28 protein-coding genes and 2 pseudogenes are annotated in these 25,332 nt (G+C 59.0%); 9 read left to right on the top strand and 21 right to left on the bottom strand.

Annotated features, from left to right (window positions below; all coding sequences use genetic code 11):
• Positions 1 to 30: 30 nt before the first annotated feature.
• The 8 genes and pseudogenes from VE934_RS02435 to VE934_RS02400 all read right to left on the bottom strand — a co-directional run bounded on the left by VE934_RS02435 (position 31) and on the right by VE934_RS02400 (position 4,779).
• Positions 31 to 564 carry a S26 family signal peptidase gene (locus VE934_RS02435; protein ID WP_324883974.1) on the bottom strand — a complete coding sequence of 178 codons (534 nt, stop codon included), beginning with the start codon at positions 562 to 564 and terminating at the stop codon, positions 31 to 33.
• Positions 561 to 1,079: a DUF2840 domain-containing protein gene (locus VE934_RS02430; RefSeq protein ID WP_324883972.1), complete on the bottom strand. Its 519-nt coding sequence runs from the start codon at positions 1,077 to 1,079 to the stop codon at positions 561 to 563. The genes VE934_RS02435 and VE934_RS02430 overlap by 4 nt, the downstream gene beginning before the upstream one ends.
• The gene (locus VE934_RS02425; RefSeq protein ID WP_324883970.1) at positions 1,076 to 1,339 is read right to left on the bottom strand and encodes a ribbon-helix-helix protein; all 264 of its coding nucleotides are present in this window, start codon (positions 1,337 to 1,339) and stop codon (positions 1,076 to 1,078) included. The genes VE934_RS02430 and VE934_RS02425 overlap by 4 nt, the downstream gene beginning before the upstream one ends.
• Positions 1,336 to 2,085, bottom strand: a complete 750-nt coding sequence (gene parA, locus VE934_RS02420) for a ParA family partition ATPase (protein ID WP_324883968.1) — start codon at positions 2,083 to 2,085, stop codon at positions 1,336 to 1,338. Before parA ends, VE934_RS02425 begins: the two co-directional genes overlap by 4 nt.
• A 200-nt stretch (positions 2,086 to 2,285) precedes the next feature.
• Positions 2,286 to 3,110, bottom strand: a pseudogene (locus tag VE934_RS02415) (replication initiator protein A); the annotation flags it as partial.
• Between the two features lie 26 nt (positions 3,111 to 3,136).
• Complete coding sequence (locus VE934_RS02410; protein ID WP_324883966.1) at positions 3,137 to 3,442, bottom strand: helix-turn-helix domain-containing protein; 306 nt, start codon at positions 3,440 to 3,442, stop codon at positions 3,137 to 3,139.
• 93 nt (positions 3,443 to 3,535) lie between these two features.
• Positions 3,536 to 4,333, bottom strand: coding sequence for a DUF2285 domain-containing protein (locus tag VE934_RS02405; RefSeq protein ID WP_324883964.1), 798 nt, complete (start codon positions 4,331 to 4,333; stop codon positions 3,536 to 3,538).
• Positions 4,334 to 4,437: 104 nt separating this feature from the next.
• The gene (locus VE934_RS02400) at positions 4,438 to 4,779 is read right to left on the bottom strand and encodes a DUF2958 domain-containing protein (protein ID WP_324883962.1); all 342 of its coding nucleotides are present in this window, start codon (positions 4,777 to 4,779) and stop codon (positions 4,438 to 4,440) included.
• Between the two features lie 186 nt (positions 4,780 to 4,965).
• Here VE934_RS02400 and VE934_RS02395 point away from each other — a divergent pair, with 186 nt between their 5' ends.
• On the top strand, positions 4,966 to 5,217 hold the full coding sequence (locus tag VE934_RS02395; RefSeq protein ID WP_324883960.1) for a helix-turn-helix transcriptional regulator: 252 nt from the start codon (positions 4,966 to 4,968) through the stop codon (positions 5,215 to 5,217).
• A gap of 91 nt (positions 5,218 to 5,308) precedes the next feature.
• Here VE934_RS02395 and VE934_RS02390 read toward each other — a convergent pair whose 3' ends face one another.
• The gene (locus tag VE934_RS02390; protein WP_324883958.1) at positions 5,309 to 5,656 is read right to left on the bottom strand and encodes a DUF2958 domain-containing protein; all 348 of its coding nucleotides are present in this window, start codon (positions 5,654 to 5,656) and stop codon (positions 5,309 to 5,311) included.
• Between the two features lie 497 nt (positions 5,657 to 6,153).
• On the opposite strand from VE934_RS02390, the gene VE934_RS02385 reads away from it, so the two are divergent.
• Complete coding sequence (locus tag VE934_RS02385) at positions 6,154 to 6,588, top strand: helix-turn-helix domain-containing protein (RefSeq protein WP_324883956.1); 435 nt, start codon at positions 6,154 to 6,156, stop codon at positions 6,586 to 6,588.
• Positions 6,589 to 6,679: 91 nt separating this feature from the next.
• Here the strand turns inward: VE934_RS02385 and VE934_RS02380 are convergent, their stop codons facing one another.
• Entirely contained in the window at positions 6,680 to 6,985 is a 306-nt protein-coding gene (locus VE934_RS02380; protein ID WP_077595453.1) for a DUF736 domain-containing protein, read from the bottom strand.
• Positions 6,986 to 7,576: 591 nt separating this feature from the next.
• A complete protein-coding gene (locus VE934_RS02375; protein ID WP_324883952.1) occupies positions 7,577 to 8,026 on the bottom strand; it encodes a thioesterase family protein in 450 nt (149 codons plus the stop codon).
• A gap of 383 nt (positions 8,027 to 8,409) precedes the next feature.
• On the opposite strand from VE934_RS02375, the gene VE934_RS02370 reads away from it, so the two are divergent.
• Positions 8,410 to 8,658, top strand: coding sequence for a hypothetical protein (locus VE934_RS02370; protein ID WP_324883950.1), 249 nt, complete (start codon positions 8,410 to 8,412; stop codon positions 8,656 to 8,658).
• Here the strand turns inward: VE934_RS02370 and VE934_RS02365 are convergent.
• Entirely contained in the window at positions 8,655 to 9,230 is a 576-nt protein-coding gene (locus tag VE934_RS02365; protein ID WP_324883948.1) for a thermonuclease family protein, read from the bottom strand. The two genes, VE934_RS02370 and VE934_RS02365, sit on opposite strands and share 4 nt — an antisense overlap.
• On the bottom strand, positions 9,227 to 9,418 hold the full coding sequence (locus VE934_RS02360) for a hypothetical protein (RefSeq protein ID WP_324883946.1): 192 nt from the start codon (positions 9,416 to 9,418) through the stop codon (positions 9,227 to 9,229). Before VE934_RS02360 ends, VE934_RS02365 begins: the two co-directional genes overlap by 4 nt.
• A 73-nt stretch (positions 9,419 to 9,491) precedes the next feature.
• On the opposite strand from VE934_RS02360, the gene VE934_RS02355 reads away from it, so the two are divergent.
• The gene (locus VE934_RS02355; protein WP_324883944.1) at positions 9,492 to 9,710 is read left to right on the top strand and encodes a hypothetical protein; all 219 of its coding nucleotides are present in this window, start codon (positions 9,492 to 9,494) and stop codon (positions 9,708 to 9,710) included.
• Between the two features lie 38 nt (positions 9,711 to 9,748).
• Here VE934_RS02355 and radC read toward each other — a convergent pair whose 3' ends face one another.
• From radC to VE934_RS02340, 3 genes are all read right to left on the bottom strand, one after another.
• Positions 9,749 to 10,258, bottom strand: coding sequence for a RadC family protein (gene radC / locus VE934_RS02350; protein ID WP_324883942.1), 510 nt, complete (start codon positions 10,256 to 10,258; stop codon positions 9,749 to 9,751).
• Between the two features lie 739 nt (positions 10,259 to 10,997).
• On the bottom strand, positions 10,998 to 12,284 hold the full coding sequence (locus tag VE934_RS02345; protein WP_324883940.1) for a YiiX/YebB-like N1pC/P60 family cysteine hydrolase: 1,287 nt from the start codon (positions 12,282 to 12,284) through the stop codon (positions 10,998 to 11,000).
• A 30-nt stretch (positions 12,285 to 12,314) separates the two neighbouring features.
• Positions 12,315 to 12,611, bottom strand: a complete 297-nt coding sequence (locus VE934_RS02340) for a hypothetical protein (protein WP_324883938.1) — start codon at positions 12,609 to 12,611, stop codon at positions 12,315 to 12,317.
• 144 nt (positions 12,612 to 12,755) lie between these two features.
• Here VE934_RS02340 and VE934_RS02335 point away from each other — a divergent pair, with 144 nt between their 5' ends.
• From VE934_RS02335 to VE934_RS02325, 3 genes are all read left to right on the top strand, one after another.
• Positions 12,756 to 13,535, top strand: coding sequence for an HNH endonuclease signature motif containing protein (locus VE934_RS02335; RefSeq protein WP_324883936.1), 780 nt, complete (start codon positions 12,756 to 12,758; stop codon positions 13,533 to 13,535).
• A 648-nt stretch (positions 13,536 to 14,183) separates the two neighbouring features.
• Positions 14,184 to 18,422, top strand: a complete 4,239-nt coding sequence (locus VE934_RS02330) for an ATP-binding protein (protein ID WP_324883934.1) — start codon at positions 14,184 to 14,186, stop codon at positions 18,420 to 18,422.
• A gap of 9 nt (positions 18,423 to 18,431) precedes the next feature.
• Positions 18,432 to 19,679, top strand: coding sequence for an MrcB family domain-containing protein (locus tag VE934_RS02325; protein WP_324883932.1), 1,248 nt, complete (start codon positions 18,432 to 18,434; stop codon positions 19,677 to 19,679).
• Here VE934_RS02325 and VE934_RS02320 read toward each other — a convergent pair.
• The 5 genes from VE934_RS02320 to VE934_RS02300 form a co-directional block, all read right to left on the bottom strand.
• On the bottom strand, positions 19,635 to 20,831 hold the full coding sequence (locus VE934_RS02320; RefSeq protein WP_324883931.1) for a DNA methyltransferase: 1,197 nt from the start codon (positions 20,829 to 20,831) through the stop codon (positions 19,635 to 19,637). The two genes, VE934_RS02325 and VE934_RS02320, sit on opposite strands and share 45 nt — an antisense overlap.
• A 149-nt stretch (positions 20,832 to 20,980) precedes the next feature.
• Complete coding sequence (locus VE934_RS02315; protein ID WP_324883929.1) at positions 20,981 to 22,519, bottom strand: hypothetical protein; 1,539 nt, start codon at positions 22,517 to 22,519, stop codon at positions 20,981 to 20,983.
• A complete protein-coding gene (locus VE934_RS02310) occupies positions 22,516 to 23,025 on the bottom strand; it encodes a hypothetical protein (RefSeq protein ID WP_324883927.1) in 510 nt (169 codons plus the stop codon). Before VE934_RS02310 ends, VE934_RS02315 begins: the two co-directional genes overlap by 4 nt.
• Position 23,026: 1 nt before the next feature.
• Positions 23,027 to 23,464: a hypothetical protein gene (locus tag VE934_RS02305; protein ID WP_324883925.1), complete on the bottom strand. Its 438-nt coding sequence runs from the start codon at positions 23,462 to 23,464 to the stop codon at positions 23,027 to 23,029.
• Between the two features lie 4 nt (positions 23,465 to 23,468).
• The gene (locus VE934_RS02300; protein ID WP_324883923.1) at positions 23,469 to 23,777 is read right to left on the bottom strand and encodes a hypothetical protein; all 309 of its coding nucleotides are present in this window, start codon (positions 23,775 to 23,777) and stop codon (positions 23,469 to 23,471) included.
• A 306-nt stretch (positions 23,778 to 24,083) separates the two neighbouring features.
• Here VE934_RS02300 and VE934_RS02295 point away from each other — a divergent pair, with 306 nt between their 5' ends.
• Both VE934_RS02295 and VE934_RS02290 read left to right on the top strand, forming a co-directional pair.
• Complete coding sequence (locus VE934_RS02295) at positions 24,084 to 25,013, top strand: helix-turn-helix transcriptional regulator (protein ID WP_324883921.1); 930 nt, start codon at positions 24,084 to 24,086, stop codon at positions 25,011 to 25,013.
• Positions 25,014 to 25,138: 125 nt separating this feature from the next.
• Positions 25,139 to 25,327: pseudogene (locus VE934_RS02290) on the top strand (helix-turn-helix transcriptional regulator); the annotation flags it as partial.
• Positions 25,328 to 25,332: the final 5 nt, after the last annotated feature.

The raw sequence follows: 25,332 nt of genomic DNA, 5'->3' as shown, positions 1-25,332 counted from the left end.
GGCGTACTTGATGACGCGATAGAGCAAGGCTCATGGCGCGTTCCAGGTCCACATTGGCCGTGCGATGCCGACCACGTCTGACGCAGTGATCGGGCCAAAGTAGCGGCTATCGAAGGATGCCGGGTTCGTGTCGCTGAGCAGGAACAGTTCGCCCTCGGCAAGGAGTCGGCAATGCTGCCAGGCAGGCAGTGGCCGGCGCGCGCCATCATGTGTGCGTGTGGTCGCCGCAACTGCCCCATCAATTAGCACGACCTGCTCTCGAACACATACCGACTGCGGTGCGATGGCACCAATGCGTTTGAGAATCGGCACGCCGCCCGGCAAGTAGCCGCGTTGTCCCGCAAAGGCCTCCACGTCGACGGGAAGGCGGGCCAGAACGACGCTGCTGACGGGCAGCGCACCTGCGCGCTTCATGCTGCCAACCAGGTACCAGCCGCGCGGCACGCTGTCCGTCGGGTTGTAGACCACGAGCGCACGCTTATGGGCTGGCAACGGCATGAAGATCTGCGCGAGCAGTGCAGCCAAGCCAATGCCCATGCCGGCGAAAAGCGCGCGCTGGCTCATTTCAGCGACCGACGCGCGAGATGTGCCGCATGTCGCTCGGCGGTGTAGTACGGCAGCGGCCGGTGTGCAGCCAGCCGGTTGCCAGCCGTGCGCCAGTACGTGACGGCAACCGCAGCCGGATCGACTCCGAGCGCTTCGATGGCGTCGATCGCTTCGAGCGCCGCTTTGACCTGTGGTTCGCCATCGGCACGCAGCAGGATGCGCGCGCCGGGCGCTACACCGGAGACTCGTTGCGCGCCATCGAACGGCATGGGCGCCTGCAGCACCATGAGCTGCCAGAGCGCCGTCCCGTAGTCATTGCCTATCCACTTCACGCGGCAACAGACGGCATTGGGTTCGAATGTCGCCACGCGCCGCCAGCGATCCAACGTTGTTTCGCGCGCGGGCTGACCAAAGCGCAACCAGACGTTTACCCGATGCTCGACGAAGGCAAGCGAGACCCGCATATAAACAGGCCGTGGCGGCGGCAAGTCCTGGGGCCAAGCCTGCGCAGTGGTGGGGAACAACTGTCTCATGACTGGCCTCCGCCGTATTCGCGCTTCAGCAGCTCGCGCAACATTTCGGCGGCGGTAACGCCGCGTTCGAAGGCGATTACCTTGATGCGACCTCGCAGCGCCGGCGTCACGTCGATGGTCAGGCGCGCGGTGTATATCGACGCCTTTGCGGCAACTTCAGGTGCATCAGCCTGTCGCACCCAGGTCGAGGCCGGGTCGATGGCAGGCTTGCGGCCGATGGATGCTCGCCTCGGCGCTGCAGATGACGCTGATGCCGTCATCGCAGCATCTCCTGCACTGCCAGCGCCAGTGCCGCGATTTCCCGCGCTGCGGCGCACTTCGGCACCGCTTCGCATGCGAGCCGGCCTGCGGCCACGCTGTCGGCAAACACGATGCGCTGCGAGACTTCGGTCTCTAACGCGGCGAATGGCTGGTCCGCCAAAGCGGCGCGAGCTTCGCGGCCGATCACGGTACCTACCACGCGCCGGTTGATCACGAAGGCCGCGCGAAGCTGCGGTCTGAACACCCGGGCCTCGGCAACGAGCGCCACCATCTCATGGCTGGCCCACACGTCATAGGCGCTGGGCTGCACGGGAATCAGCACCAGGTCGGCGGCCAGCAGCGCGGAGCGGGCAAGCGCCGCGACCCTGGGCGGACCGTCGATCACCACGTAATCCGCCTCCAAGGCGATCTGCGGGGCTTCCTGGTGCAGTGAGTCCCTCGCCAGCCCGAACACGCCGTAGAGCCGACCCTGCCCGTTCTGAAGCCGTCGCTGTGCCCAGTCGAGAGCCGAGCCTTGCGGATCGGCGTCGAGCAGCGTCACGCGGTTTCCCGCCAGCGCCAGTTCGCCGGCCAAGTGCGTGGCGAGCGTGGTCTTGCCCGCACCGCCCTTCTGGTTGAGCAGCGCGATCACCTTGCCGGGCCTGTCCCGTCTTCCTGGTAAACGGTTTTCGGCTGTTCGGACTGCCTCCGGCAAGGCACTGCCCATTTTTTGAGCAGCTTCGGCTCGCGCGCGCGTGACTTCCATTTATGTATCCCTTTAGATGTTTAGGGAGGCTCGAAACCGTTGCTGGGCGTGGCCTTCTGGCCGATCGGTGCGGACGATCCACCGATACTTCTGCGGCCGATCCACCGAGGGTCCTGCGGGTGATCCACCGAGCCCATCCCCAGCCCATCCACAGGTTCTTCAACAGAAGTTGTGGATAAGTCAGCCTCGACGGGTTCGATTGGGCCGGCCCGGAAGGCCAACCATTCGATGCCGCCGCTGCGCTCCAGCGACAGCTGGTAGCCGGGCAACGCCTGGCGCCGCGCGAGCTGGCGCACCTGGAGCGCAAAGTCGGAAGGGCGCTGCAGACTCCCTGACTTCAGGTGCAAGTGGCGCATATCGAAGCGCCAGCCGGCAGGCTGTCGTCCGCCATGTTTTCGCACCAACCGGTACAGCCAGCGCTCGATGCCGCCTGAAAGCCGGAAATACGTAGGATCGAGCGTCAGCACAAGGGCCTCATCCATTACGCCGGTGAAGAACCAGTCGGCAAGAATCAACTCGATGCCATCGGAGCGCCCGTCCGGTCGCATGTACTCTTTCCACTCGTTGATCCAGGAGAAGCGGTGCACACGCGTGGCGCCGTTCGGGCGCTCGCGCTGGCGCAGCGTGGTGGCGACCGTCGTGGACTGGAGCCGATCCAGCGCGGCGCGCAGCGCCAGGTAGTCACTGCGGCCAGTACCCCGCTGCGCGAAGCGCAGGATCTCGTAAGGCGTGGCCACCATCAGACGCGAAGGCACGATGCCTTCCTTCTTCGCCTGGATGATCTGGCTGGCGGCCCAGATCAGCACGTCGGCGTCCCAGATTGTGGCGATGCCGTGCTCGGGCACGCCCTCGACAGTGAGACAGATGCCGCCGGCCTCGAACCTGATCGGGACTATGCGCGGCGACTTCGCAAGGGAAAAGAACGGGTAGGCCATCAAATCCTGGGCATCACGCAGCGCCATGTCACCGTGCGGCAATGCGCGGAAAAGCGAAAGCTGTTCGCGTTCGCTCAGGCGCTTCGACATAAGGTGCTGCCCCCTCGTGCAGCCAATCAGCGGACAGAGTCGCGCTGTTCGTAGCCGGGGTCCGAGGTCATGCCGTAGGCGCGGCTGTCGGCCCATGCACGCAGATCGGCGGCCGCGTAGACGACGCGCGCGCCGAACTTTCGAAAGCGCGGGCCGCCACCCAACACTCGCTGCTTCTCCAGCGTACGTGGCGACAGCCGCAGGAACGCGCCGGCTTCGTCGGTGGTCAGAAATTCGGGGTTAGCCGGCCCGGCTGGGACCGCCGAAGCCACAGAGCGCTGTGGCGCGGCCGCTGCTGTCGCGCGGGACGGGAAAGAACTGCCAACTGCCATGACGGCCTCCATCGCTGTCAATGGGCCGCAAACCATTCGCGGCCCGATGGAGGGTAGTCTCGGCAACCAGGCCCGATCAAGGCAGGGAGAGATTCAGCGCACCGGTTCGTCTCCGGGGTGGTTCGTTGCGGGATGCGAAACACCCGCAAGGGTCAGGTAGCCGCCATTCATCAGCGCCTCGGCCCGTCGGAGCAGGTGGCGCACCTGCGCGCGCAGTTCCCCGTCTTCGTGCCAGCGTAGGACTACGGCTTCCAGACCGAACAAGACCTGGGCAATGTCGCGTTGCGACGCGCCCACCTGCGCCGCATCGAGCGCTTGCAGGGCGCGTAGATGAAGCAGCGCTCCGCGGGACACTGCCCGTGCGGGGTCAACCTGCGGGGGGTGTCCTTCCAGCGCCTGCGCTTGTGCGATAAAGGTGCCCAAGTTGCCACGCAGGTTCCGAGTTAGCGGCACTGCGCCCGCGTAAGGGGTCCCGTCAGCCAAGCTGCCCGACAGGGACAAGTGCATGCGCTGCGCACTGAGGTCGGTAGTCAGCGACAAGTCGGAACCATCAAGCGCCAGGCGCTTGCGGCCGGAAATGCGCCACAGATCGAATCGGCGGGTTACCGCACTGCGCGCGTGCGCAGCACGCACCTGCAGCAACCCGTCAGGAGATGACCGCCACAGCGGATGCGCCAGGCGTCCGTCTAGGTCGGGATCTTCGCAATATCGCAACCCCCAACGGGCAAACGACACCACGCGCTTGCGGCGTTTCCAATCCAAGCGATAGCCCGGGTGGCGGCGCAAATATTCCCATGCGAGCGCCGAATCATCGAGATCCAGCAGATAGAGATAAGCAGCAGACACGCCCCAAGGTGTGCTGGGCAGGTCTTCGAGGTTGGGGTCGGTCACGAAATCCTCCTTTGAAAGAGGAACGCTGCCATAGGCGTGCAAAGTATGGGTCGCTTTTGCGGCGACCGAGCGTCGCGCGAATAGCGACGCTTCAAAGACGCTCGTCAGTCGCTGATCGAGCCGTCGCGCTGAGCGTCGGCCAGATAGCCCGAGAGTGTCTGGCGCGCTTTAAAGTGCGGATCAGCCACGATGCGCATGCCGCGCGGACCCCGCACGCGTGCGAGGGCCGAGAGGCTGACATGTCCCAACTCAGGACTGCCGGTACCAGAGTCGCACAGGCCGTACGCTCTGTCTCCATCGACGTCAAGTTCGGTCAGCAGCCAGGCGGCCCCGGCGTCCAGCGTGTAGAGCTTGATCACGGGCAAGGGGTCAAGAGTGTCCCCACGTACCCGCGCGGCACCGTTGGCCAGCATTTGGCTTCGTTGCTCGTTTGCGAGAACCGTCATCGTGATGTTGTGAGCAAGTTACATCCTAGTCCGACAAGCCGATAAATCAAGCGCTACCTAGCTCGAGTCGATGAATCGTGACGGCTTCTGCATACGTTGCGACTCTACGTCGCCTTGCAACGAGTGTCATTGTATTCAATTGGGTATCTTATCCCGTGGTGTTATTTACATCAACCCGAGACAGTGATGGGTGTGGCCAAACCGTCTCCGTCATTCGCAAAAGACCCCATCCTCACCGCACTTGGTGATGCGATCAGACGCACGCGCGCCGCCAAGGATCTCTCCCAGGAGGCGCTGGCTGATCTGGCGGGCCTTGATAGGTCGTATATGGGCGGCATCGAGAGGGGTGAGCACAACGTGGCGGTCATCAACCTGAGCAAGATCGCCGAGGCGCTAGGGGTTCGGCCCTCAAAGCTTCTCGCGGCTGCGGGCATTTAGTAGGCATCCGTTTCGAAAGGCATCGATCCCGACGAAATATGTAGATCGCCTCCCCCTTCTGAGGACGCCGCTTCGGCGGCACCGGAGGTTGCTAAGCCACGACCCGCCCAGCGAACCGCGCCTCACGCGCGCGCACACTCAGAGGCTTTTGAGGTGCGAAGTGCAGATCCCGTTCCACCGGAAGTCCGAGCCCGCCGCGCACCTCCACGATCTCTGCCAGGCTGACCCACCCCAGCTCGGGGTAACCCAGGCCCAGGTCGCACAACCCAAACGCATGGTCGTGGTCGTCCGGGTCGATCTCGGCCAGCAGCCAGGTCGCCCCAGCGTCCGGGGTGAACAGCTTGACCACAGGAGTGGGATCGAAGTTTTCCTGTTTGAGGGATTGCCGGCCGTTGGCCAGCAGTTGCGCGCGTTGTTCGTCGGTGATGAGCTTCGTCATGGTCTTCTCCTTGAAAGGAATCAGGGCGGGATTGCCCGAGACCGGAAGCAGCACGTCGCAGCGCAGCCGTCAAGGTTCGACTGACGGCCGCCAGGACGCCAGCGTGCAAGGCACGCGCAGACCTTAACGACGAGAACGACGTGATACGGTAAGTGAACAGCAAGCTAGCCCTCGCCTCTGCTCCTGCAAACGCAGTGCGCAGCGCAGATAGGCGCGAAGGCGTCAGCGATGGAAGCCCGAAGGGGCGAGACGCCACGGGCGGCTCGATGCAGCACGACAGCGCGGCCGGCATCGCCGGAGACGCACAAGCCCATACCTTTGCTAAACCTGAAATCCGTATAGACGCAAACCTGGGAATACGGCTTTCATTGAAGCCTCGCATGCGCATTTCAGGAATTACGCGTACCAGTAGAAGCGTACAGCCGCAAAAGCGTGAAGGCGAATCGGCGCCAAAGAGCCCAGTCGATAATTGATTCCGGACCAACAAAGGATTTTTGATGAACGTCGCGACCGTTTTGAAAGCTGAGATCACCCGAATTGCTCGTAAAGAACTGCGCGGAGAAACCGCCCAACTGAAAAAAGCCGTCAGCCAGTATCGGATGGAAATCGCTGCCCTGAAGCGTCGCATCACGGATCTGGAGCGCGCAGCGAAGGGATCAGCCCGCATCCGCCGGGCCCCAGCGGTACAGGTAGATCCGGCGCAGGCGCCCTTGCGAAATCGATTCAGCGCCACAGGGCTTGCCGCGCAGCGCAAGCGCCTGGGCATAACAGCGGCTGAAATGGGTGTGCTGGTCGGCGTCTCCGGCCAATCTATTTACAAGTGGGAGCAGCAGAAGGCTACGCCCAGAGCCTCTCAGCTCCCGGCTTTGCGCGCTGCATTGAAGCTGGGCAAGCGCGAGGCGACTTCGCGCATAGCGGAACTCGCAAACTGACCACTATCGAGCGCTAGCGAAGCAGTTAGCGGACCTCAATCCGCGGAATCGTGAAAGCGCCCCGCTGGTGGCGGGGCGCCGACAGCGACGCTCAGTCACCCTTGCTGCGCGACCAGATCAGGTTGTGCGCGCCGTCCTCGCCTTCGACCAGGCGGGCATAGATGGTTGCCGGGAACGACGGGTCATCCAGGGTCGCCGACAGGTAGGGGCGATCCGATTTGCTCACTTTCTTCCACGCCGCGCCGATTTCGAAGTTGCCAGCGACGATGCGGTAGTCCGGAGCGTTCTCGCTCTCCTTGTTGTTGGGAACGATCTTGACCTTGACGTTGAGCGTCAGGGTGCGAACCGTGCCGGTATAGCTGTCGTTCTGTGCGGTGAAGGTGCCGATGTTGGCCATGATGAAGTCCTTTTGAAGTTAACCAGGTCGCGCCCATCGCGGCCTTGGCGTGATCCGATGGGTGAGGGTCCGGGCGCGCCGCATCCCACAGCGAAGCGGAGGGGCCGTAACGCAGTGAAGGACCGGGAGGCCCGAGAAATTTGCCTCGCGAGGAAGACCGCAGGTCGGGGAAATTTGTTGGGCTGGACGGTTGCGGCGAAAAAGCCCGAGGCAGTGCGAAACGAAGTGCAACACCGCCGTGCCCGAGCCAGGATTCACGACAAATACAAGGCCGTTGTGGGTGTGATCCTGTGGGGAAAGGACGCATGGCCCCAGCACCGTCACCGCTGCAACAGCGTTCCGGCAGGCCCCTGTCGCAGTTCAGGTCCATGTCGGCTGACAAAGAGATCAGAAGGAACGATCCCGCCGCATCGGCGCTGGCCAGCGGTCGGCATCTTTGGCGTGGAAGGAAGTGCAAGCGGGAAGGCCCTCGCCGAGCCGCCATCGTCACGGTAGCCTGCCCGCAGGATTTACTCGGACCGGCGCTCATGACATTCGAGCGCAGCAGTTGAGTTGTACCCCGCGCTCCGCTACCAGCGGGACGCGCTTTTCTTAGGTGCCAGGGCATTGGAGTGCCTGAACCTTTGTCGCAATGCGCGACTCCAGAAGTGTCCGCTGTGCGGCCACCAGCGTGACAGTGGCCTCGCAGACGACTTCGTGTGCGTCGTGGACTTGCACGCGGAATGTGGCGCTCCGGTCTCCCAGCCGTTCCAGCCATCCGCGCAGCCGAAGCGGAGACCCCGGCGGGATCGGCCCTCGATGGTCGATGCGGATCGAACGGCCGACCACCACTTCAGCGGCGGCATCGACGTGCTGCTGCATCTCACGAATGCAAATAGATTCAACCACCGCTACCAGGTACCCGGTGGCAAGACATTCGACCAGCCGCTCTGCGTATCCGCTTCCGTGAGGAAGCCGCGAAAAAAGCGACTTAGCCGTCTGGTCCGCTGGCACTGTGTAGGACTCTTCAAAGAATATTTCGCTGACGCCTTGGTGGTTCATAGGGTATCCGGGTGATGTTGTCGAAAACTCGATCAACGCGCTGGATTGCCGTTGATCGGTGGTGTTCGATGCTCCGGTGTCCGGTAGGCATTCCCAACCCACCGCAGCGAGCGCTGGCGTAGGGCGTCACGCCGTGCAGCCAGATTCCAAATTCGGGGACCGATATTGGCTGCGGTGGGTTCGGCGAGTGACCTGAGCTGGGCGCCGTTGCCGCCGTTTTCCTAAGTTCATCGCCTGGTTTATCTCAATGCGCAAATGCATGAGATTGAGGAGCATCTGAGGTCCGGTGGGGCGTAAAGCCCTTGGGAGAGATGCGTGCGCTCCGAGCGCATGCGCTACAGTGGCTAACCCGATTCGCTGTTCGGGTTTCACAAGGAGCATTCATGTTCAAGAAACTTATCGTGATCACCATTCTGGGCTTCGCTGGTTCGGCCTTCGCTCAAGACGCCACCTGCACCGCCAATGCAACTGAGAAAAAGTTGTCCGGCGCCGCCAAAACTTCTTTCCTCAAAAAGTGCGAGAAAGATGCGGCCGCCAAGTGCGATATCGCCAGCAAAGAGAAGAAGCTCTCCGGTGCAGCCAAGAACAGCTTCAGCAAGAAATGCGTCAGGGACGCAGTAGGCGCGGCTTAATTCCTTTCGGGCACTTCCCGGACTGCGGCCTTGATCCGCCGAATCTCCCACGGCGCCGCCTGAATGGGCTCCCGCCAGAGGCCGCGGCGCTGAGCCCTGGCCTCTGCTTCGGCACTCGCATACGCTTCGCGATCTGCCGGCGCTTGCTCCTTCGCATAGGCGGTGTAGTGCCAGGCCATTCCTTTCTTGACCTGTTCAAGATTCACGTCCGTGCCCTCGTGCTGTACCTTGCCGACCTTGCGCCGGTACCGGTCCTCCTTGCTGAATTCGATAACCACCTGTTTGTTGAACACCATCTCGCTTAGTGATTCCTTGGCCCGGTTTCCAAAAGGCTGTCCTCTCTCAGGCGCATCGATGCCAGACAAGCGGATCTTGAACTGCTGATCGTTCGCATCCAGGACCGTGAGGGTGTCGCCATCGGTCACGCCCACAACCTTTCCGGTGATGGTTCCTGCGCTGGCCACCAGCGAGCCAATCGCCAGGATCAAGCCGATCCACATGCGGGATGGGCGGGTCCAGGACCGCTCTGCGAAAGGGCGAGAAAACAAGGCAAGTGAATAGCCGACTGTCATGACTCGACAGAGGATAACCAGTGCCTGGCGGTGGTGGCGATGACCGCTGCAGCGCGGGCACGAATGGGACAAACAGCCGCTGGCTTGCGGCCGATGATGAAAGGCCAGACCAGGGTGCGCACCGGGCGCGGCGGTAGAAATGGAGGCGCAGCTTGAATGGCTGCGCGGAGGTGGGGGGAGGGACTCATGCTTCGTGCTCTGGTATCTAAATGGCAAGCCATGGTACTTGCGAACTGTATGGATGTACAGTATGATTTACCTATGGATACTCTCCTGCCCACCCAGTGGATTGCCCAGTGCGCCGGTCGGCTCCACCAGCACTGGCGCACCGTCGAGCCGGCTCAATTGGAGGAGCTGGCGGTGGACCTATGGCAAGACGTGCAATTGCGCGCGATGCCACCAGAAGAAGCTGCGGCGGCCTGGCTGACTCCTGTGAAAGTGGAGAAAGACGCATCGGTAGAGATCCACACGGCCGAGTGAGGCCTCGGTGGCTAAAAAAGGGGCTGTGGCCCCTGGGACTAGAGCAGTCCCATTTCAGCAAAAGAGACGACATCCGCTCCTGCGACGATCAGATGATCCAGCACCCGAACGTCCACCAGCGAAAGTGCTGCTTTGAGTGTTTGCGTCAGCGCTTCGTCGGCCCGCGAAGGTTGAGCTGCTCCGCTCGGATGATTGTGTACCAGGATGACTGCCGCACTGTTGCGTGCCAGACTTTCCTTGACCACCTCGCGCGGATACACCGAAGTTTGCGACACAGTGCCTCGAAACATCTCCACGTATTCAAGCACTCGGTTCTGTGCATCCAGATGCAGCACCGCAAAAATCTCGTGCTCCAAGGCACTCAGACGAACCCGCAGAAAATCCCGAACTGCTTGCGGGGAGGTAAATACTTCGGTGTTGCGCACCCGGCTTAGGAGCATACTTTGAGCAGCTTGAAGCACTTCATCGGTTTGGGCTTCGCGATATGTGCCCGTAACGTCCCGGACAAAAAGTGCGAAGGAATTGAAGGAAGAAAAATCATGCGACATGGTCGACTCCTTGATCCGGGCGGGATTGCCCGAGACCGGCACCGGCACGGCGCAGCGCAGTTGTCAAGGTTCGAAGACGGCCGCAAGGACGCAAACGCACGAGCGAAGCACGGGTGTGCAGACCTTGACCACGAGAACGGCGTGATAGGTTGGAGGGAACAGCGAACCCACCCCTTCACTCACTGACCGTGGCAAGCGCAGCGCGCAGCCAGCAAGGCTGGCACAGGCGTCAGGGATCAAAGCCCGCAGGCCGCGACCGGAAGGTGCGGGACAAAGTCCGAGAGCCCGACGGCGATACGCCGGGACGCAGACAAAGCGTTATTCAGGTCGCTGCAACTCGGTTGTAGGGTCTGGCATTCCAGCAGTAGAACCCAAAACGCTGAATCGGACCTCTTCAAAATGCGTTGCGGGGCAGGCATGGCTCCGGCGCGGAGCTATCCGGCAGGCAGTTTTATGTCTCTTACTATGAGATCCTTGGTCGGTTCTTAGGTGCGGTGGATGTCATTGTCTGAGAAGCATCCGTGGGCAATAGCATCGCGAACTGCTCGAATCGCGGTTGATCGGGGTATTCGGGGAGCGCCCGGTGCTCGGAGAAAATTTCAACTTGATGCAAGTCAACTGACTGGGCGGACGTCACCGACAGGTCGGCTAGTGATCCAGAGGCAGAACTCTTGATAAATGAGGCGCGGAATTGGCTGCGATTATTAAATCTCCTTAGAGACTGATCGAGCGCGAATCTCTATGGTATTTCTTCCGGAAAAGGAACGAACAAGTCCCCCATCGAATTGCGTCGATGTCGCACGCAAAAATCGCAAAGTCTCAGGGTTCCCGGACCACCGGCGGGAGCTCCTTCCACGAGCATGTAGTCACTTGCAGGATCATCGCCGCATACCGAACAAACCTCTAAGCCTCCCGATAGGTTAGTGACTTGTCGAGTCATCGCGGCTTGAGGGGGATTCCAGATTTCCAACTGTTCAAACCACTCCGCAGAATGAGGACGGACCGGTCGCACGTTCTCAAGATCAAGTAGCCCGCGAGAATTCAACCAATGCGTCGCTACATTGATGCGGGTTCGATGCTGTTCGGCAAGGAGTTCGTACAAATCCATGAGTGCCGCGAAGAAATGAAGCCTATGTAATGCGTGAAGTGCAACATAAGCTCCTCGATTCACTACGAACCGGTGGGGCCCATCCGATTCACTTTCAATCAAGCGAAGGCAGTACTTCCTTGCTTCAGATTCGGGCACATCGTTTAACAGGGCATCTTGATACTGCCAGGGATTTTTGTTGGCCTCCACTTGCCAAACAGATAGGTATCCAGACGCTGCTAGAGCCTCCGACATAAAAGTGTCTTCGTGGGGGTGGGCTATCAGATAGGCGTGAATGTCGTCAAAAGTTTGAATTTTGTCGGACAACGAACGTGCAGCCTTTAGCACTGCGTTGATGGCGTCACGCATTAATTGCGGGACATCTTCGACGCCCTCCCAGGCAGCTGCTTCGCCAAGGGTGATTAGTTGAGTCGAGTCAGAGATCTCGATCAAAAGTGGGCTCCGTAGAATTTCTACGGGAAAACAGAAGTCCGACTGATCCACCAATTGGATGCCAGCCAAGGCGAATGCCTGTGCCACCAGCCGGGAGCAAAATTGTTTTCTGCTTACAAGCCCACCCCCGAAGAGGGATTGCGCCGCCGCTACCTTTGAATACTGCGTTCCAATGTTTCCGCGGAGAAACTGATCAATTATTTTCAACTGTGTGGCGGAGGGTGGAGTGCGAAGACGCAACACATGAACTGGATAGTTCTCATCAAACAACAGTCGCTGCACGTTTCGCGCGTGAACTCCTTCGCCCGTCGCATCAATCACGCTGCTATCGTCCACGCAAACCATCGCATGGGAAATATCGCCAAAGGTCGCAACTCGAATTGCCGCACTCAACACATCCCTGGTTGTTGTAAGAATGATGTCGCCAGGAATCAACAAGCGGTCTTTGATCTTCTTAAGCCCCAACTTTTTGCTAGCACCAGCCATATTTATCCTCAGTATTGGGTCTTAGTCAGTTCAGCGCCCCATAAGTCGATGCTCTTCGGCAATTAGTTCGATAAGGCGGTCAGCAAGCTGGGACGCGCGTGCAATCGCTTCGGCAATGGTCAGGGTTCCTGTCGATATTCCACCGTAGGTGAAAACCACAAAGCAGGCAAACGCCTCCGGAATATTACTCGCCTCCCCTCGAATCGCAGCCTCAATTCGATCGTAGCTATTTGGATCGGTCACTAGAACGTCTCCATTCATAGCATGAGCGGTGTAAACGCCAGGCGCATCCTTGTTGATGTCGATAGTGAGGGTTGATATGACCATGAAAATCTCCTAAGCCCAGTGTAGTATTTACGTCGAGCCTATTAACCGCAGAATGGCTGTGGGCTGCCTTGCAAACAAAAGTCCGTGAGAGTGGCGAAGGCACATCATGATTGACATCCTCCCACCCAAACCCCAGGAACCTGATTGGCAGAACCTAGCGACAAGACCATCAAGCGCCTGTTCGCGCTTTCCGGCAATGTTTGCGCTTATCCCGGCTGCGCGCTTCCCATTGTTGAGAGCGCCGGCACCGTAACCGGGGAAATCTGCCACATCAAAGCCAGAAGACATGGAGGCCCTCGGTTTGATCCTGCGCAAGCTGAGGAGGCTCGACATGACTTCGCCAACCTGATCCTTTTATGCAGACATCATCACAAGGTTGTGGATTCCGAGCCAGAGCTTTACAGCGTCGATGCCCTTCAGGAAATAAAAACCATTCACGAGGGCGTTGCGGGTCGGCCCGAGCAACCAACTGACGCCTTCTTCGCGAAAATTCTTTTAAATGATCTGAAGCGAATCACTGTCATCAACAACACGGGCTATGTCGCGATCAACAGTCCTGGAGCGATACAGGCCCATACAGTCACTGTGAAGACCAGCCGTCGTTCTGTTCTGGTGAATGCGCCACACGGCACGATCGGTGCGGACCAGCAGTTGAGCCGCTACGTGCAGTATTTGATCAAGCGGTACAACGAATTTGCAAGTGCCGACAAGACCCGGACTAAAAAGTTCAGCTACGGAGTCCTGTCAGTGAATATTGAAACTCAGTTCGGGTCGCCGTGGAAGCTGCTGCCCATTGAGAAGTTTGAACCGCTGTGCGCCTATCTGCAACAGCGCATTGCCAAGACAATCTTGGCCAAACTTAATACTGCAAAAGGACAGCGCTCTTTTTCCACCTTCACAGAATTCCTGGCCAAGCAGGTTTAGGTTCTACGCCTCGCGTTATTCCGCCAAATGCGAGCCAGCGCCGTAGATCTCGTTGCCAGCCTCAGTGACAATTTGAAGGTCGCGGCGCTGCTTCGCTTACTGGGATCCAAATGCCACCGCTCCTTAGTTGGTCTTCATGATGACCTACATGGTCGGCCCAGTAGAGGCGGATTTCTCTCACGGTTTATTGCTCGGCAATTTTTCGCAACTATCGACGCACCCGAGAATCCTGCCGTATCTTGACCTTGTTGGCCAAGCTAGTGACCATTGCATGCGCCGCGGCGCTTTCTAGTGACCGGGCGCGGATACTGGCGCTCGAAGGTTGGGGCCTTCGGCGGCACTGCGGTTGGGCTTCGCATGAACATCCTTATTACCCATAGTAGACAAGCCACGAGCATACAAACAAAGCGCTCTTTAGTAGGCGGTATTGCCGACCTCCTCTAATTGCAGGAGGGAAGCCATTGGGAGGCGCAATAGTGGAATGAAAGCGGGCTGACGGCGAACACCCAGCGGCATTCACTCGCCCCTGTCAGTCGTGTAAGCGAATGCAACGTGGCAGTACACTGAGCGCCAGCTTCGATGCGAACGTGCTGATGGGGCCCAAAGGAGGAAAGGCAATTGACAACAGTACCGATGCCACCCAGGCACTTGTCGAAATCGAAGCTTTCCATGTTCCTGCGCACCCAGTGCGATCGGGAACTGTATCTGTCTTTATTTAGAGGCAAACCAGCAGAGATTGCCGCGGCGGGGCTGCCTGCACCCCTGAAATCGCGTCAAAACGTTCAGCTAGTGACCGGTGCCGGTGACCGGTTCGAAAAAGACCAGTTCCAGATGCTTGTCACAAGGCTGGGCAAAGAGGTAAGACATCGACCCAACTTCGCGGACGTCGACTTATTGAAAGAGCTGCCCACGATCACCGGGACAACTCTGTGCATTCAGCCTGCCATTGAGCCTGAACCGCTTCGCCAGCGGATCTTTGACAATTTGAGCGTCGCCCCAGGAGATCAGCACCTCATCCCACCACTGTCCGGTATGCGCCCTGACATTGTGCTGGTGGATGCCGCATCGCCAGGGGAGTGGCAGGCAACGTGCAGCGGAGGCCGCAAGCGCATCGAGCCAGGGGATACCCGCCAAGCGCTCTGCGTGATAGATCTTAAGAATGTCACCGAGGGCAATGCGAGCTATGCGGCGGAGGTCTGCATGTACGCCGTCATCCTGGCGAATTGGCTTGAGGCGCATGGCCTGGAGGATAAGTACTACGTGTCTGAGAAAACGTACCTCTGGACGACACCTTTTCTCACGGAGTTCGACGCTTTGTACAAAGCGCAACCCACTGCACTCAAATCAGATCTGATCCATGCGCTCGTCCGGGACCTGAGCAAAGAGGAAGTGGACTTTCTGCAGTTCATGCCCAGCGTCAAGAAGTTCTTTGCGGAGGACGTACCGCGCGTAGTGCGGCTTGGCGACAAGGCCGGATGGCAGGCCGTTGACTACCACGTCGGGAATCGCTGCAACGCTTGTGATTGGCTGGGCTTCCAGGACTGGTTGTCACCCGCCGACTTGGCTATTTTCAATGCAAGTCCTGACAGATACTGCGTGCCCGCAGCGAAGGGATCCGGTCACCTGAGCCAGATTGCCAGCCTCTCGCGAGGCGCACGGCGTGTGCTGGAGAACAGTGGAACCAAGAACGTCCACGCGTTAAAAACCCTTGCTCCCACAGCACCCACCTTTTCGCAGCACTCCTTCCTTAAGCGCAACCGCAACTCGCTCGCGAGCCGAGCTGGGTCGCTCATCACCAATCTGGCCGCCGTGGGCCCTTCGGTCAAGCTCAATACCATCGGCAAAGGTGTGGAGCTGCGAGCCAGTGTGGTCGTGACTTTCGATCCGTCGGCAGGTCGGCTTACTGGCATTGGATATCGAGCCGACTACCTACCGAAATGGGGCAGCGCAGGGACGCTCACGCATCTGAAATACACAGGGCATATGGTCGAGCGGGACAACGACGATGCGGAATGGATGATGCTGAGCAAGTTCATTGATGACTTGGCTAGCAGCGCCTTGGAGGCGGCTTCGTTGGCAGAACCCGGGGTCGCAAGTCCCAAGTTGCCCTACGCACAAATCTACTTCTGGGAGTTCAGGCAATACGAGGAGCTGTGCAAAGCGTTCGGCCGACATCTTCCCCGAGTGTTAGGTCTGAAAGACACCAAACAGCGAGCGCTTGCCTGGCTTTTTCCCGCCGAGGCCTTGTTAGAGCGAGAAGACGGCGCCGTGTCACCGGCAATCGTATTCATCCAAGAAGTCGTGGAACTGGCGATGCACTTGCCCGTGCCACACGTTTACACGCTCCTGGCAACGAATCGAGAGTACTCGCACACTTCCCTGCCGCCTCTGAAGTTCGACAGCTTTCACTCAGAGCCGCTTTCAAACGGAATTCCACGCGAGCGAACGTTCGAGATCTGGACAAACACAAGCGGTGTGGTTGAGTGGGGGGCTACCTACAAGCAAAGCCTATCCGACGCCGTGGATCGATATTGCAAGCACCTTCGGGGAATGGCTTATAGCTTGACCTCCATCGTTGCACGGCTAGACCATGACTTCAAGGCATCGATCAAAGGGAAGGTGAGCCGACTGAAACTGTCCGGGGTTGGGACTTCGAAGTCGCTGGCCTTTGATTCACAACTCTGGGCTCGTTGGGCCGCGTTGGACCATGCCACCGCCGTCACTTTGGCTGGTGCCGCCTTGGCAGCTCCACTTGAAGGGCTGGAATCGAGATACGAAGCAATCGTCCTCGATCAGATGTTGAGTCATCTCGGGGGCAGACGCTACCGATTCAAGGTGAGTCCTGACTCTCTTGAAGCGAAGATCGAAGCCCCGAACGCTTACCTCACGCTCGGCGTGGAGAGCCGGCCTGGTTTCCCACTCGAAAACGGTTACTCCCTCGACCTTCAGGCGATCGACCCTAGCTTGGAAGCAAAGGTTTTGGGTATTGCGATGCACAGAATCGTTCGTGCCCAACTACTGTCCCTCGACCGAACCACCGGCCTGGCCGAAGTGGAGTTTGCAGCGAGTTGGCCCGGGGTAGATGCTTTGTTTACCGCAGCCATGCATCCGACTGTGGTCAATATTGCTTCTGAGCGCCTGTATCTCTTGCAAGGCCCACCCTACGATCCAACGCGTGAAATAGACGAGGTCCTCAATGCCGTAGGTGACCCCAAAAACGCCAAACCAGACCCTAACGCTATTCAGGCTCTTGGCAAGGCGGGAAAGGCCGTCAAATCCGGAACTGGGCCTCAGACAACGCTATCGCAAATACTGTGGGATGCAACTTCTCTCGCCAAGACTGCACGACGTACACCGGTTGCCGCAACCACACTCGCGAATGTCGCCAAAGGTATCTCGAACCCACCGCTCAACGATAGCCAATACGACGCTGTTAAAGGCGCTGCGCGAGCCGCCTTAAGCTTGATCTGGGGACCGCCAGGCACGGGCAAGACCGACACCTTGGCTGCGATGGTGGCAGCAATGGTGCTCGAAGCCAACCAAGCGAAGAAGCCACTCAAAGTCCTCCTGACTGGTCCGAACTACCGGGCAGTTGAGGAGCTGGCGGATCGTGCGCTCGGCGTTCTGGCCATGCAATGTGGCGCTGCATGCGATTTCTTCAGAGCGTACTCGAAGTCGCGCGAATTGCCCCCCTCACCATTGCTTCCCGCGCACATTGCCGGCGCGAACGTGTCGTTAAGGCAAGGAACACCTTCATACGCACAGTTGAGAACGAGTCTGCTATCTGACCAGCGCGTCACCCTGGTGGCGACCTCTGCACATGCTTCCCGAAAAGTTGCAGAGCTCGCCGACGCAGTCGCAGTTCTTGCCCCCGTGTTCGACATCGCGATTATTGACGAGAGTTCACAAGTCCCTGTCACGCTCGCCCTTTTGCCACTCGCCACCCTGAAGGACGAAAGTCAACTCATCATCGCTGGCGACACGAAGCAAATGCCGCCAATCGCTGCTTTGGATCCCCCGGTCGGCTCGGAGTATCTCGTTGGCAGCATTCAAGCTTATTTCACCGAGCGTTTCAATGTGGCGGAGCTTCCACTGCTAACCAACTACCGGTCAAATCAAGACATCGTCGACTTCGCCCTCACACTGGACTATCCTCCGAAGCTCACATCAGCTCAGCCCACCTTGCGATTGCATCAGCTATTCGACATCAAGGCCGCAATGGCTGGACTTCCAGCTTCACTACCAACCTCTGACGCATGGGAAACTCTGCTCGCTCCCGGCAAGGCAGTCTGTACTCTTATCCATGAAGATGACACGGCCTCGCAAGCGAACCTGCACGAAGCGAAGATGGTCGCGGCCTTGGTGTGGGGTTTGTACAAGACCATGTCGACCCAGCTCGAACCGCTCAATGCTGGGAAGCTGCATGCCGCTCCCACGCCTAAGGAGCTTCTTGAGAATGTAGTGGGTATCGTCACGCCCCATAAGGCGCAACGAGCGCTCATTATTTCCGAGCTATCTTCGCTTTTTCCGCTGCTGACTCGCAACGACATCGCTGAAGCGGTTGATACCGTGGAGAAGTTTCAGGGAGGTCAGCGCCAGACAATCATCGTGTCATTCGGAGTTGGTGATGTAGACATCATCGCCGGCGAGGAATTTTTCCTTTTGCAACTGGAACGCATCAACGTTTCCGTCTCTCGGGCTCAAGCGAAATGCATCGTAATCATGCCGAAGTCGCTGGCATTCCACCTGCCCAGTGAACGAAAAACCTTGAAAACCGCAAAAGCCATCAAGTCATATCTCGAATCCTTTTGCAACAAGCGTTCGACGCACGTTGTGAATTTGGTTGGCGGTGGCACTCGCGTCGTAGAAGCTCGTTGGCATGGATGACAGAATTTCATGAACAAGGGTTATGCCATGTCCATTTCGACTGATGATGGCGAAGTCGCGGACATTGCGTTCCTCGCCGCTGTTCAGGTCGTTCGTGATCAGTACGTACTGGACACCGGAGGGCGCAACAATGAAGGACGGGTTACAAAAGCGATGCGCTTTCATGATGCGATGGCGCCGGCGTCGGTCGTTGCCTTGGAGCACCGCATCAAGGGCTGGATAGAGTCCGCCGTCAGAGATCACCCCTCCCTTTCGATCAAGGCCTCCGCCGGCCAAAAGGGTCGCCGCTACACCCTCATCCCTTACGTGATGGTCATGCGCAAGGATGTGACGACCACGCCCACGCGCGGGGTGTATCTGGCGTTTCTGTTCGATGAGAATTGCAAATCGCTGTGGCTCTCGCTCAACCAAGGGATTGCGCAGTTCGAGAATCGATTCGAGGGACTCGAAGTATTGGAAGCGGTCGAATTGGTTGCCGGCGAAACCGCCGATGGTCTGCCGGCCCCTCAGGGCTTTGCACCTGGCCGGATCGAGCTCTCCGCGAGGATGCGGTATGGGAAAGCCTACGAACGCGGCGCCATCCTGAGCCGCAAGTTCGACCTCGCATCCATTGACTCAAATTTTCCAGTGGACCTGCGGAATGCCGTTGAGAAGATCCTGGATGTGTATGCGGCAATACCCTCCGGAGTAGCCGGCGATTTGGCCGGCATTGCCGAGGCACGAGGTCGAATGAACGAAGCCATATTCCAAGCGGAAGTGGTAGAGCGCGCGGCGAAGCTTCAGCTCAGCGGGCCCTTGTATGACATTCCCGTTCCTCCACCACCAAAGCGATCGACGTGGGTCACCGTCTACGACCGGGATCCTTCCGTTGCAGCAACAGCTATCGTTTCCGTTGAGCACACATGCGAAGCTGATTGCGGGAATCAGCTGTTCATAGCCGCCTCGACTCATAGGCACTATGTCGAGGCGCATCACGTCATCCCGCTCCACCATCAGCATCGGTACTCACACGCCAGTCTTGACGTGCCCGCCAATGTGGTGGCGCTGTGCCCGATGTGCCACGCGCGAATCCACCGCGGCACGCCGGCCGAGAAGCAACCGCTCCTTGCGACATTGTTCAGCAAGCGCAAGAAACGGTTAAAGGCCGCTGGACTTCATTGCAGCCTCGATGGACTGGTTCGCGCCTATGCTGGCAGGAAGCAATCGACCGCCTCAGTGGCGAACGATATGGAAGTCGAACTCGTCACAAGCTCCTGAATCCGCCTTCATCTGATCTGCCTGCCGTTTGCCGGAAGTCGCAGAAAGACCGTTGCGCCAAGACAGTACGCGCAAACCTGAATTCGCGGCTTCCAGCGAACGTTCGACAAGCTCTTTAGCGTCCACCTTCGCCGAAGGAATCACACCAAAACGCACGTACAAGTCGAGGGTGTCCGCTTCGGTGCGTGCCATGTTCTTCCACACTTTGCCAAGCGACTCGGCAAACACATCGGTACCGGTGTGCTCGAGCTGGACGCCCGCTGCGTAATCAACTGTCGCGGGCCCTCCCAAGAACCAATTGCGCAGCCATTGGTCCTGAACATAGGTACGCATCCCGTAGTAAGGCGGTGAGGTCACGACCAATGAGTAGTCGCGTTTTTTGGGCAATGACGCGGCCACGGTGGAGTCTCCGTGGATCACATTGGTGAAGCGCGCCTTCTGCAGTTCCCGCGAAGAGGCGATGAGCTTTAGTTTTCGCTCGAGTACTTTGAGCACATCCACTTCGGGAGGCTCCATGTGACGCGCGCTCCAAAACTTCAGCGCGTAGTCTGGCTTCGGCGCAAATGTCCTCGGCATCTGATTCGAGAAATACGAGGCCAGACCGCTCTTCAAAAGGGGGCCGTGTAAGCAGCCCAGTACAGCTGCCCGCAGGAGAACTGAAGCATCAGTGTCCTGAAGGCCCGCACTCAGCCCTTCTCGCAGGGCGCAAATGCCGCGAAGCGTGTTTTTGTGAAAAGCTTTCCTGAAGAATTTACTGTTCGGCGTGTGCGCAGGCCTGACCCCAGCAACGAGGAAACCAGCGAGGCTCAGCGCCTCATCGGCCGTCGCATTGGAAAGCTTGGCCCTGGCAATCGCCACCGCAACGGGCGATGCATCGATTCCCCAACTTTTAAGTCCCATTGCCCGCGCTGCAAATAACGTCGTGCCACGACCACAGAACGGGTCAATCACCACCGGAGCATCCTTGCGATGCTTCCTAAGTACCCTTAGCGGGTACTCCAGCGGAAACATCGTGAAGTAAGGACAGATGGCGTTGAGCGCGTATTTTGGGTTGTAGGCGAGTGGACGCATGTAGGGGTTGGGCCAGCCTGCAAGTGTAATGCCCGGCGCCAGCGTCGTAGGGCTTCGTTTCTCACGACGCTCAATGGCCACTGGCTAGCCGAGCGCGGGCTGCGACCTTACGTAGCTCCGGCATGGCGGCGACAGAGCGGTTGGCGCAATTCGTCGCGTGTAGCGAGCAGGTCCGCATGACGCACTTTCGCACGGGGCTAACCCCCGTCAGCCCCACAAGGCCAATGACCCTACCGCGCCTTACATGCTGCGGCGTCTCTGCGCGCCAGGATCGTGTCAATGATGACCTTGTTCCTCGTGCACTCACAGCCAGGCGAGGCCAGCTTGTTATAGCGCTGGGCCGTGTCCGCCCCAGCGAAAACGCTCTCGAACTGAAAGCCGCTAAAAAACTTCATTTGCGGCCACAACAAAGTGCGAAGAACGTGCGCCATAACGAGAGCGGCCGACGCGGTGGCCACGAAGGGCACAGATGGCTGGAAGCCCTCCTCCAGCGCCAGCCCGAGCCCTTCGGCTTGCGCCAGGTTCATCGTAGAACAGACCGTCCGACCCTGCCTTTGCTGCGCCCTCAACCATTCCCGGCGCTCCGAGCTCGCGTGCGCGATGTCTTCGTCCGTAATGGGGCGATCCTGGTTGCCTTCGAGCGAAGCGCGTGCCAGACCGGTGACCCTTGATTGCGCGTCGATGTGGTCCTGGACAGGGTCAACGAACGCGCAGCGCATGCAGGCAAGATGGCGGTGCGACATGCTGTGCGCCCTAACCGCTGCACCCACCGAGTTAATGCCGCCGTCCACCAGCAAGGAGGGCCAGACCTTCTGCACAGCTTTTCGCGCGCCGATGTCATCCAGACCGTTGATCACAAGGTCAGGACGCAGGCCATCAAGCAGACCGTCGTCCATCGCGCTCTGAACGGTGGCTTGCTCGCCCGTGACGGCGAGGCAAGAACGCGTAGTTAGCCACCCGGCCAAGCGCTTCGCCTTCGGCTTGCCGATCCAGTCGGCGACGTCCAGCAGCGCGCAGGTGGCATAGTTTTCGGGACCAAACACCTGCTTGTCCAGTACCAGCATCCGGCCAAGAAGCGGCAACTGCGACGATAACAGGACGATACCGTTGCCTATAGCGCCGGCACCCAGAAGCAGTGTGTTGGGCAGCGAAATAGAGTCCGGAAGCCTCGGACCGAAGTCGGTGAACTCGACGCTGAGTTCGAACAGCGAGAAGGCCACGTCCTTCATTGGCGCGGCCTTGTGCGGCGGCACACCGTAGATGCGCTTGAAAACCTCCGCTACGCCAAACGATGCCGCGAGCATGCACGCTAAGGGGTTGGCGATGGCACTGCCTTCTGGCAACGGTTTCGAACCAGAAGTGCATCGAGCAATCCAACCATTGGCGTTGATGGAGGTCCACGGCAGGTCAGGGCGGACCGTGTTGCCCACATTCAAGATGGCCGTAGCGCCTAGGAAATCGCAATCCTTTGCGCCAATTCGCCGGACCCGGCCCTGACTCCAAAGTTCGGCAACGACCTCGTCAACCTCCAAGTGAAAGTCGCCGCGTTCATCGGGCAGGACCACGGTCAGGTCGCCAACCACTCGCGAAAGCAGGCGTAGGCTATCGAGAAAACACCAGCGGCCGTTTTGCTCCCGCAAGCTCGCCAGCTCACCCGTCAGTATCACTTGCCGTCCAAAAACGATCGCTGGTTCGAGTGCTTTCGCACCCAGCTCGCCGGCGACGCCCATTGGTCTGCTGGAAACCAAGGTCTCGTCCTGTGCGTTCATGCTGGTACCTCCACCGGGACGACCTCTACGGTACGTTCGCTCACATGAATGCGCGCGCCCACTTCCGCTGGTGCAAGTTGGCGGTAGGCACCGCGGTCAAAAATGTGGATGCCGCACTCTCGCAGGTCGGTGACGGGCTGCTGGGCGTAATGCGGGCAAACCACGGAGAGGTAGTCTTGCACCAGCACTCCCATCCTCTTGTCAACTTCTGAAAGTCGCACATCCACCCCGGGATGACTGTGGATCTGGCCGGCCCAATAGCGATCCAGCCGTCCGGACAGGCCCGTGAGCCGCGCGATGGCCCGCAGCGATAAGCTCAAGTGCAACGGATGCGTCACCAAACCCGGGCCATGCGGCACGATCAGGTGCGTTATCTCCACCGCATCACCCCGGTCGTCACCAAACCATAGGGCCAAGCCCTCATGACCGATCGCGCCGTAGGGGCGCATAACCTGGATCGATTGCGCGAGCAGGTCGCGCGGCAGGTCCCATGTTTTCTGAGCCATTTCAGCCCCTCCCTCTATATTTGTTGTCCAGCAGAAACTGCAGTTGCAACAGGGCAAAAACCAGCGGCTGCTCCGGCGTCCTGTAGCGGATTGAAGGGGAGCTCTCCCACTCCTTGTGGTGGTCGTTGCCCTCCTTGCTAAACGGTGCGCACAGAAAAAACCCGCCCGGGTTCGCGCCGTCCATGTTGGGCCAGGCGTGCTGGTCGCTGTCGGCGCCGGTTTCCAAACTCAAGAATTTGATGGAAAACGGCGCCGTGTAATCGGTCCAGCGCAGCCGGACCCTGTAGAACTCGTGCGGCGCGCTGCGAGGGTGCATCGTGCAAATTGCCTGGAGAGGGACGTCGACGTCCCTCTCCAGGCTCCAACGCGATGCAGCCGGCAGTTCGAGCGCCTCGGCAAAGTCCCTTTCGAACGTTGCCAGGTCGTACTCGGCTGCCATTGCGTCAGCCCTGCTGGAACTGCTCGATCAGCAGCAGCTCGATTTGCCGGCCATGGGTGGCCAGTTCGCCAAGCGTCAGACTGAGGTTGGTCTGCACGGTCTCATCGACCGAGATCTCGTAGGTCTTCGTTCCGCCGTCGACCGCGCCTTCGGTCAAGCCGAAGTGCGTAAGCGCGAGAGCCTTGGCCGCAGCCAGCGTGGTGCTGGCCGGCGTCTGGGGCTGTACGAAGGGTTGCTTCACCGGCGCGTACCGGACGCGAAGCACCAAGTTGGCATTGAGGGCGAGTTTCTCGCCAGGAGAGATTGCATTCATAGTGTTTGCTCACTTCTTTGGTTAATTTCCGACGCCCTGGTCGGCCTTTTCGGGGCAAGCCTTGACGGCCGAAGTGAGTAGCAACACAATGGCGGCTGCGAAACCGTGCCCGTTGCGAAAGCTACGTGTACACCCCGGCGGTCGAGGACTTTGTTCTCGGCCGCTTTTTATTTCTGACGTCTATTTAGCTCCTTTTCCAAATTCATATCGTGACTATATCATATTGAACCCATTACATGATCATTTTGGGCATGTAATGGTCCATTTTGGTCTCATGGTCGTTGCTTTTTCATCTATCATTCGTTCATGGACATTAAAGAAGAAGACAGCCGTGAGCTGAAGGACCACCCACGTGCGCAGCAAGAAAGATTGGCACACATAGATTTCATGCTGTATTTCCTGGGGGAGCTTCGCCGGCAAGATGTAGCTGAGCGCTTTGGTATGGGCCCCTCCGGTGTAACTCGAGATATCGCGCTGTATAGACGGTTCGCTCCCGGGAACTGCGAAATGGATCCGGCAGAAAAGGTTTACAGGCCGACGCCAAACTTTCAGCCACTGTTCAAACATTCCGCACGCCGAGTGCTCACTGCACTGTCCGAAGGCTTTGGGGAAGGATTAGGAGAGGACTGGGAGGCAATGCTTCCAAGCGACACTCCTTTGCCACTTACTCTTCCTGACGTTGCGGTGCTTGCGCCGATTTCCCGGGCCATTAATCGGAAGCTCGCGGTCAAGCTCCACTACACGTCGGTTAAGAGCGGAAAAACCGAGAAAACGCTTGTCCCCATCGCACTCATAGACACAGGTATTCGCTGGCACGTACGGGCATATGACCGAGACCACGAAGAGTTCCGTGACTACGTCCTCAATCGGATGGAAAACCCTGTCGCGCTCGAGAACAGCCCTGCCGGCAAGGGCGAGATGGCGAATGACGATGAGCAATGGAGCCGAGTCATCAGCTTAGCGCTGGTACCGCACCCCAGCCACCCGCGGCCGGGACTCGTGTGCATGGATTACGGCATGAGAGATGACGTACTAAAGATAAAGGTCCGAGCAGCGAATGCGGGCTATATGTTGCGGCGATGGTCTGTGGACTGCTCTCCCGACCATCATCTCAATGGCATCGAATATGCTCTCTGGTTACCCGATTCATTCGCGCTGTACGGTGCAAACAATGCCCAGTTAGCACCAGGCTACAAAGATCCCCGCGAACTCGCCAAGTCCATACAAGCACTATGACGCAACTGAAAACAGACGCCTCGGTGGTTGAGGAGCTACGCCCCGGTAAGGCATAGCACGCTCGCGTGAGTTGGCGGGATTCCTGTTTAGACGCATTCTCTCGAACTCGTTCGAGAAGGATTCGCATGTTTCTCCATAAATCCCCGCCCAAGTTACCGGCTTCCAAGGTCCCACCAGCCTTCTATCGGTTACGCGACGTTATGCGTATTGCTGCCCTCAGTCGTTCTACTATTTATCGACGCGTTGCTGAGGGCCGTTTTCCACCACCGGTCCATTTGGGTGGTCGAGCATCGGCCTGGCCGAGCGCAGCACTGCAAGA

It is taken from the genome of Polaromonas sp., from assembly GCF_035638815.1.
Lineage (GTDB): Bacteria > Pseudomonadota > Gammaproteobacteria > Burkholderiales > Burkholderiaceae_C > Polaromonas.
This window is presented reverse-complemented; position numbering and strand designations above follow the sequence as displayed.

What these genes read in the sequence shown, in the direction of transcription:
- VE934_RS02435 (WP_324883974.1), bottom strand. Translation starts at nt 564, where the DNA reads ATGAGCCAGCGCGCGCTTTTCGCCGGCATGGGCATTGGCTTGGCTGCA.
- VE934_RS02430 (WP_324883972.1), bottom strand. Translation starts at nt 1,079, where the DNA reads ATGAGACAGTTGTTCCCCACCACTGCGCAGGCTTGGCCCCAGGACTTG.
- VE934_RS02425 (WP_324883970.1), bottom strand. Translation starts at nt 1,339, where the DNA reads ATGACGGCATCAGCGTCATCTGCAGCGCCGAGGCGAGCATCCATCGGC.
- parA (WP_324883968.1), bottom strand. Translation starts at nt 2,085, where the DNA reads ATGGAAGTCACGCGCGCGCGAGCCGAAGCTGCTCAAAAAATGGGCAGT.
- VE934_RS02410 (WP_324883966.1), bottom strand. Translation starts at nt 3,442, where the DNA reads ATGGCAGTTGGCAGTTCTTTCCCGTCCCGCGCGACAGCAGCGGCCGCG.
- VE934_RS02400 (WP_324883962.1), bottom strand. Translation starts at nt 4,779, where the DNA reads ATGACGGTTCTCGCAAACGAGCAACGAAGCCAAATGCTGGCCAACGGT.
- VE934_RS02395 (WP_324883960.1), top strand. Translation starts at nt 4,966, where the DNA reads ATGGGTGTGGCCAAACCGTCTCCGTCATTCGCAAAAGACCCCATCCTC.
- VE934_RS02390 (WP_324883958.1), bottom strand. Translation starts at nt 5,656, where the DNA reads ATGACGAAGCTCATCACCGACGAACAACGCGCGCAACTGCTGGCCAAC.
- VE934_RS02385 (WP_324883956.1), top strand. Translation starts at nt 6,154, where the DNA reads ATGAACGTCGCGACCGTTTTGAAAGCTGAGATCACCCGAATTGCTCGT.
- VE934_RS02380 (WP_077595453.1), bottom strand. Translation starts at nt 6,985, where the DNA reads ATGGCCAACATCGGCACCTTCACCGCACAGAACGACAGCTATACCGGC.
- VE934_RS02375 (WP_324883952.1), bottom strand. Translation starts at nt 8,026, where the DNA reads ATGAACCACCAAGGCGTCAGCGAAATATTCTTTGAAGAGTCCTACACA.
- VE934_RS02370 (WP_324883950.1), top strand. Translation starts at nt 8,410, where the DNA reads ATGTTCAAGAAACTTATCGTGATCACCATTCTGGGCTTCGCTGGTTCG.
- VE934_RS02365 (WP_324883948.1), bottom strand. Translation starts at nt 9,230, where the DNA reads ATGACAGTCGGCTATTCACTTGCCTTGTTTTCTCGCCCTTTCGCAGAG.
- VE934_RS02360 (WP_324883946.1), bottom strand. Translation starts at nt 9,418, where the DNA reads ATGAGTCCCTCCCCCCACCTCCGCGCAGCCATTCAAGCTGCGCCTCCA.
- VE934_RS02355 (WP_324883944.1), top strand. Translation starts at nt 9,492, where the DNA reads ATGGATACTCTCCTGCCCACCCAGTGGATTGCCCAGTGCGCCGGTCGG.
- radC (WP_324883942.1), bottom strand. Translation starts at nt 10,258, where the DNA reads ATGTCGCATGATTTTTCTTCCTTCAATTCCTTCGCACTTTTTGTCCGG.
- VE934_RS02345 (WP_324883940.1), bottom strand. Translation starts at nt 12,284, where the DNA reads ATGGCTGGTGCTAGCAAAAAGTTGGGGCTTAAGAAGATCAAAGACCGC.
- VE934_RS02340 (WP_324883938.1), bottom strand. Translation starts at nt 12,611, where the DNA reads ATGGTCATATCAACCCTCACTATCGACATCAACAAGGATGCGCCTGGC.
- VE934_RS02325 (WP_324883932.1), top strand. Translation starts at nt 18,432, where the DNA reads ATGAACAAGGGTTATGCCATGTCCATTTCGACTGATGATGGCGAAGTC.
- VE934_RS02315 (WP_324883929.1), bottom strand. Translation starts at nt 22,519, where the DNA reads ATGAACGCACAGGACGAGACCTTGGTTTCCAGCAGACCAATGGGCGTC.
- VE934_RS02310 (WP_324883927.1), bottom strand. Translation starts at nt 23,025, where the DNA reads ATGGCTCAGAAAACATGGGACCTGCCGCGCGACCTGCTCGCGCAATCG.
- VE934_RS02305 (WP_324883925.1), bottom strand. Translation starts at nt 23,464, where the DNA reads ATGGCAGCCGAGTACGACCTGGCAACGTTCGAAAGGGACTTTGCCGAG.
- VE934_RS02300 (WP_324883923.1), bottom strand. Translation starts at nt 23,777, where the DNA reads ATGAATGCAATCTCTCCTGGCGAGAAACTCGCCCTCAATGCCAACTTG.
- VE934_RS02295 (WP_324883921.1), top strand. Translation starts at nt 24,084, where the DNA reads ATGGACATTAAAGAAGAAGACAGCCGTGAGCTGAAGGACCACCCACGT.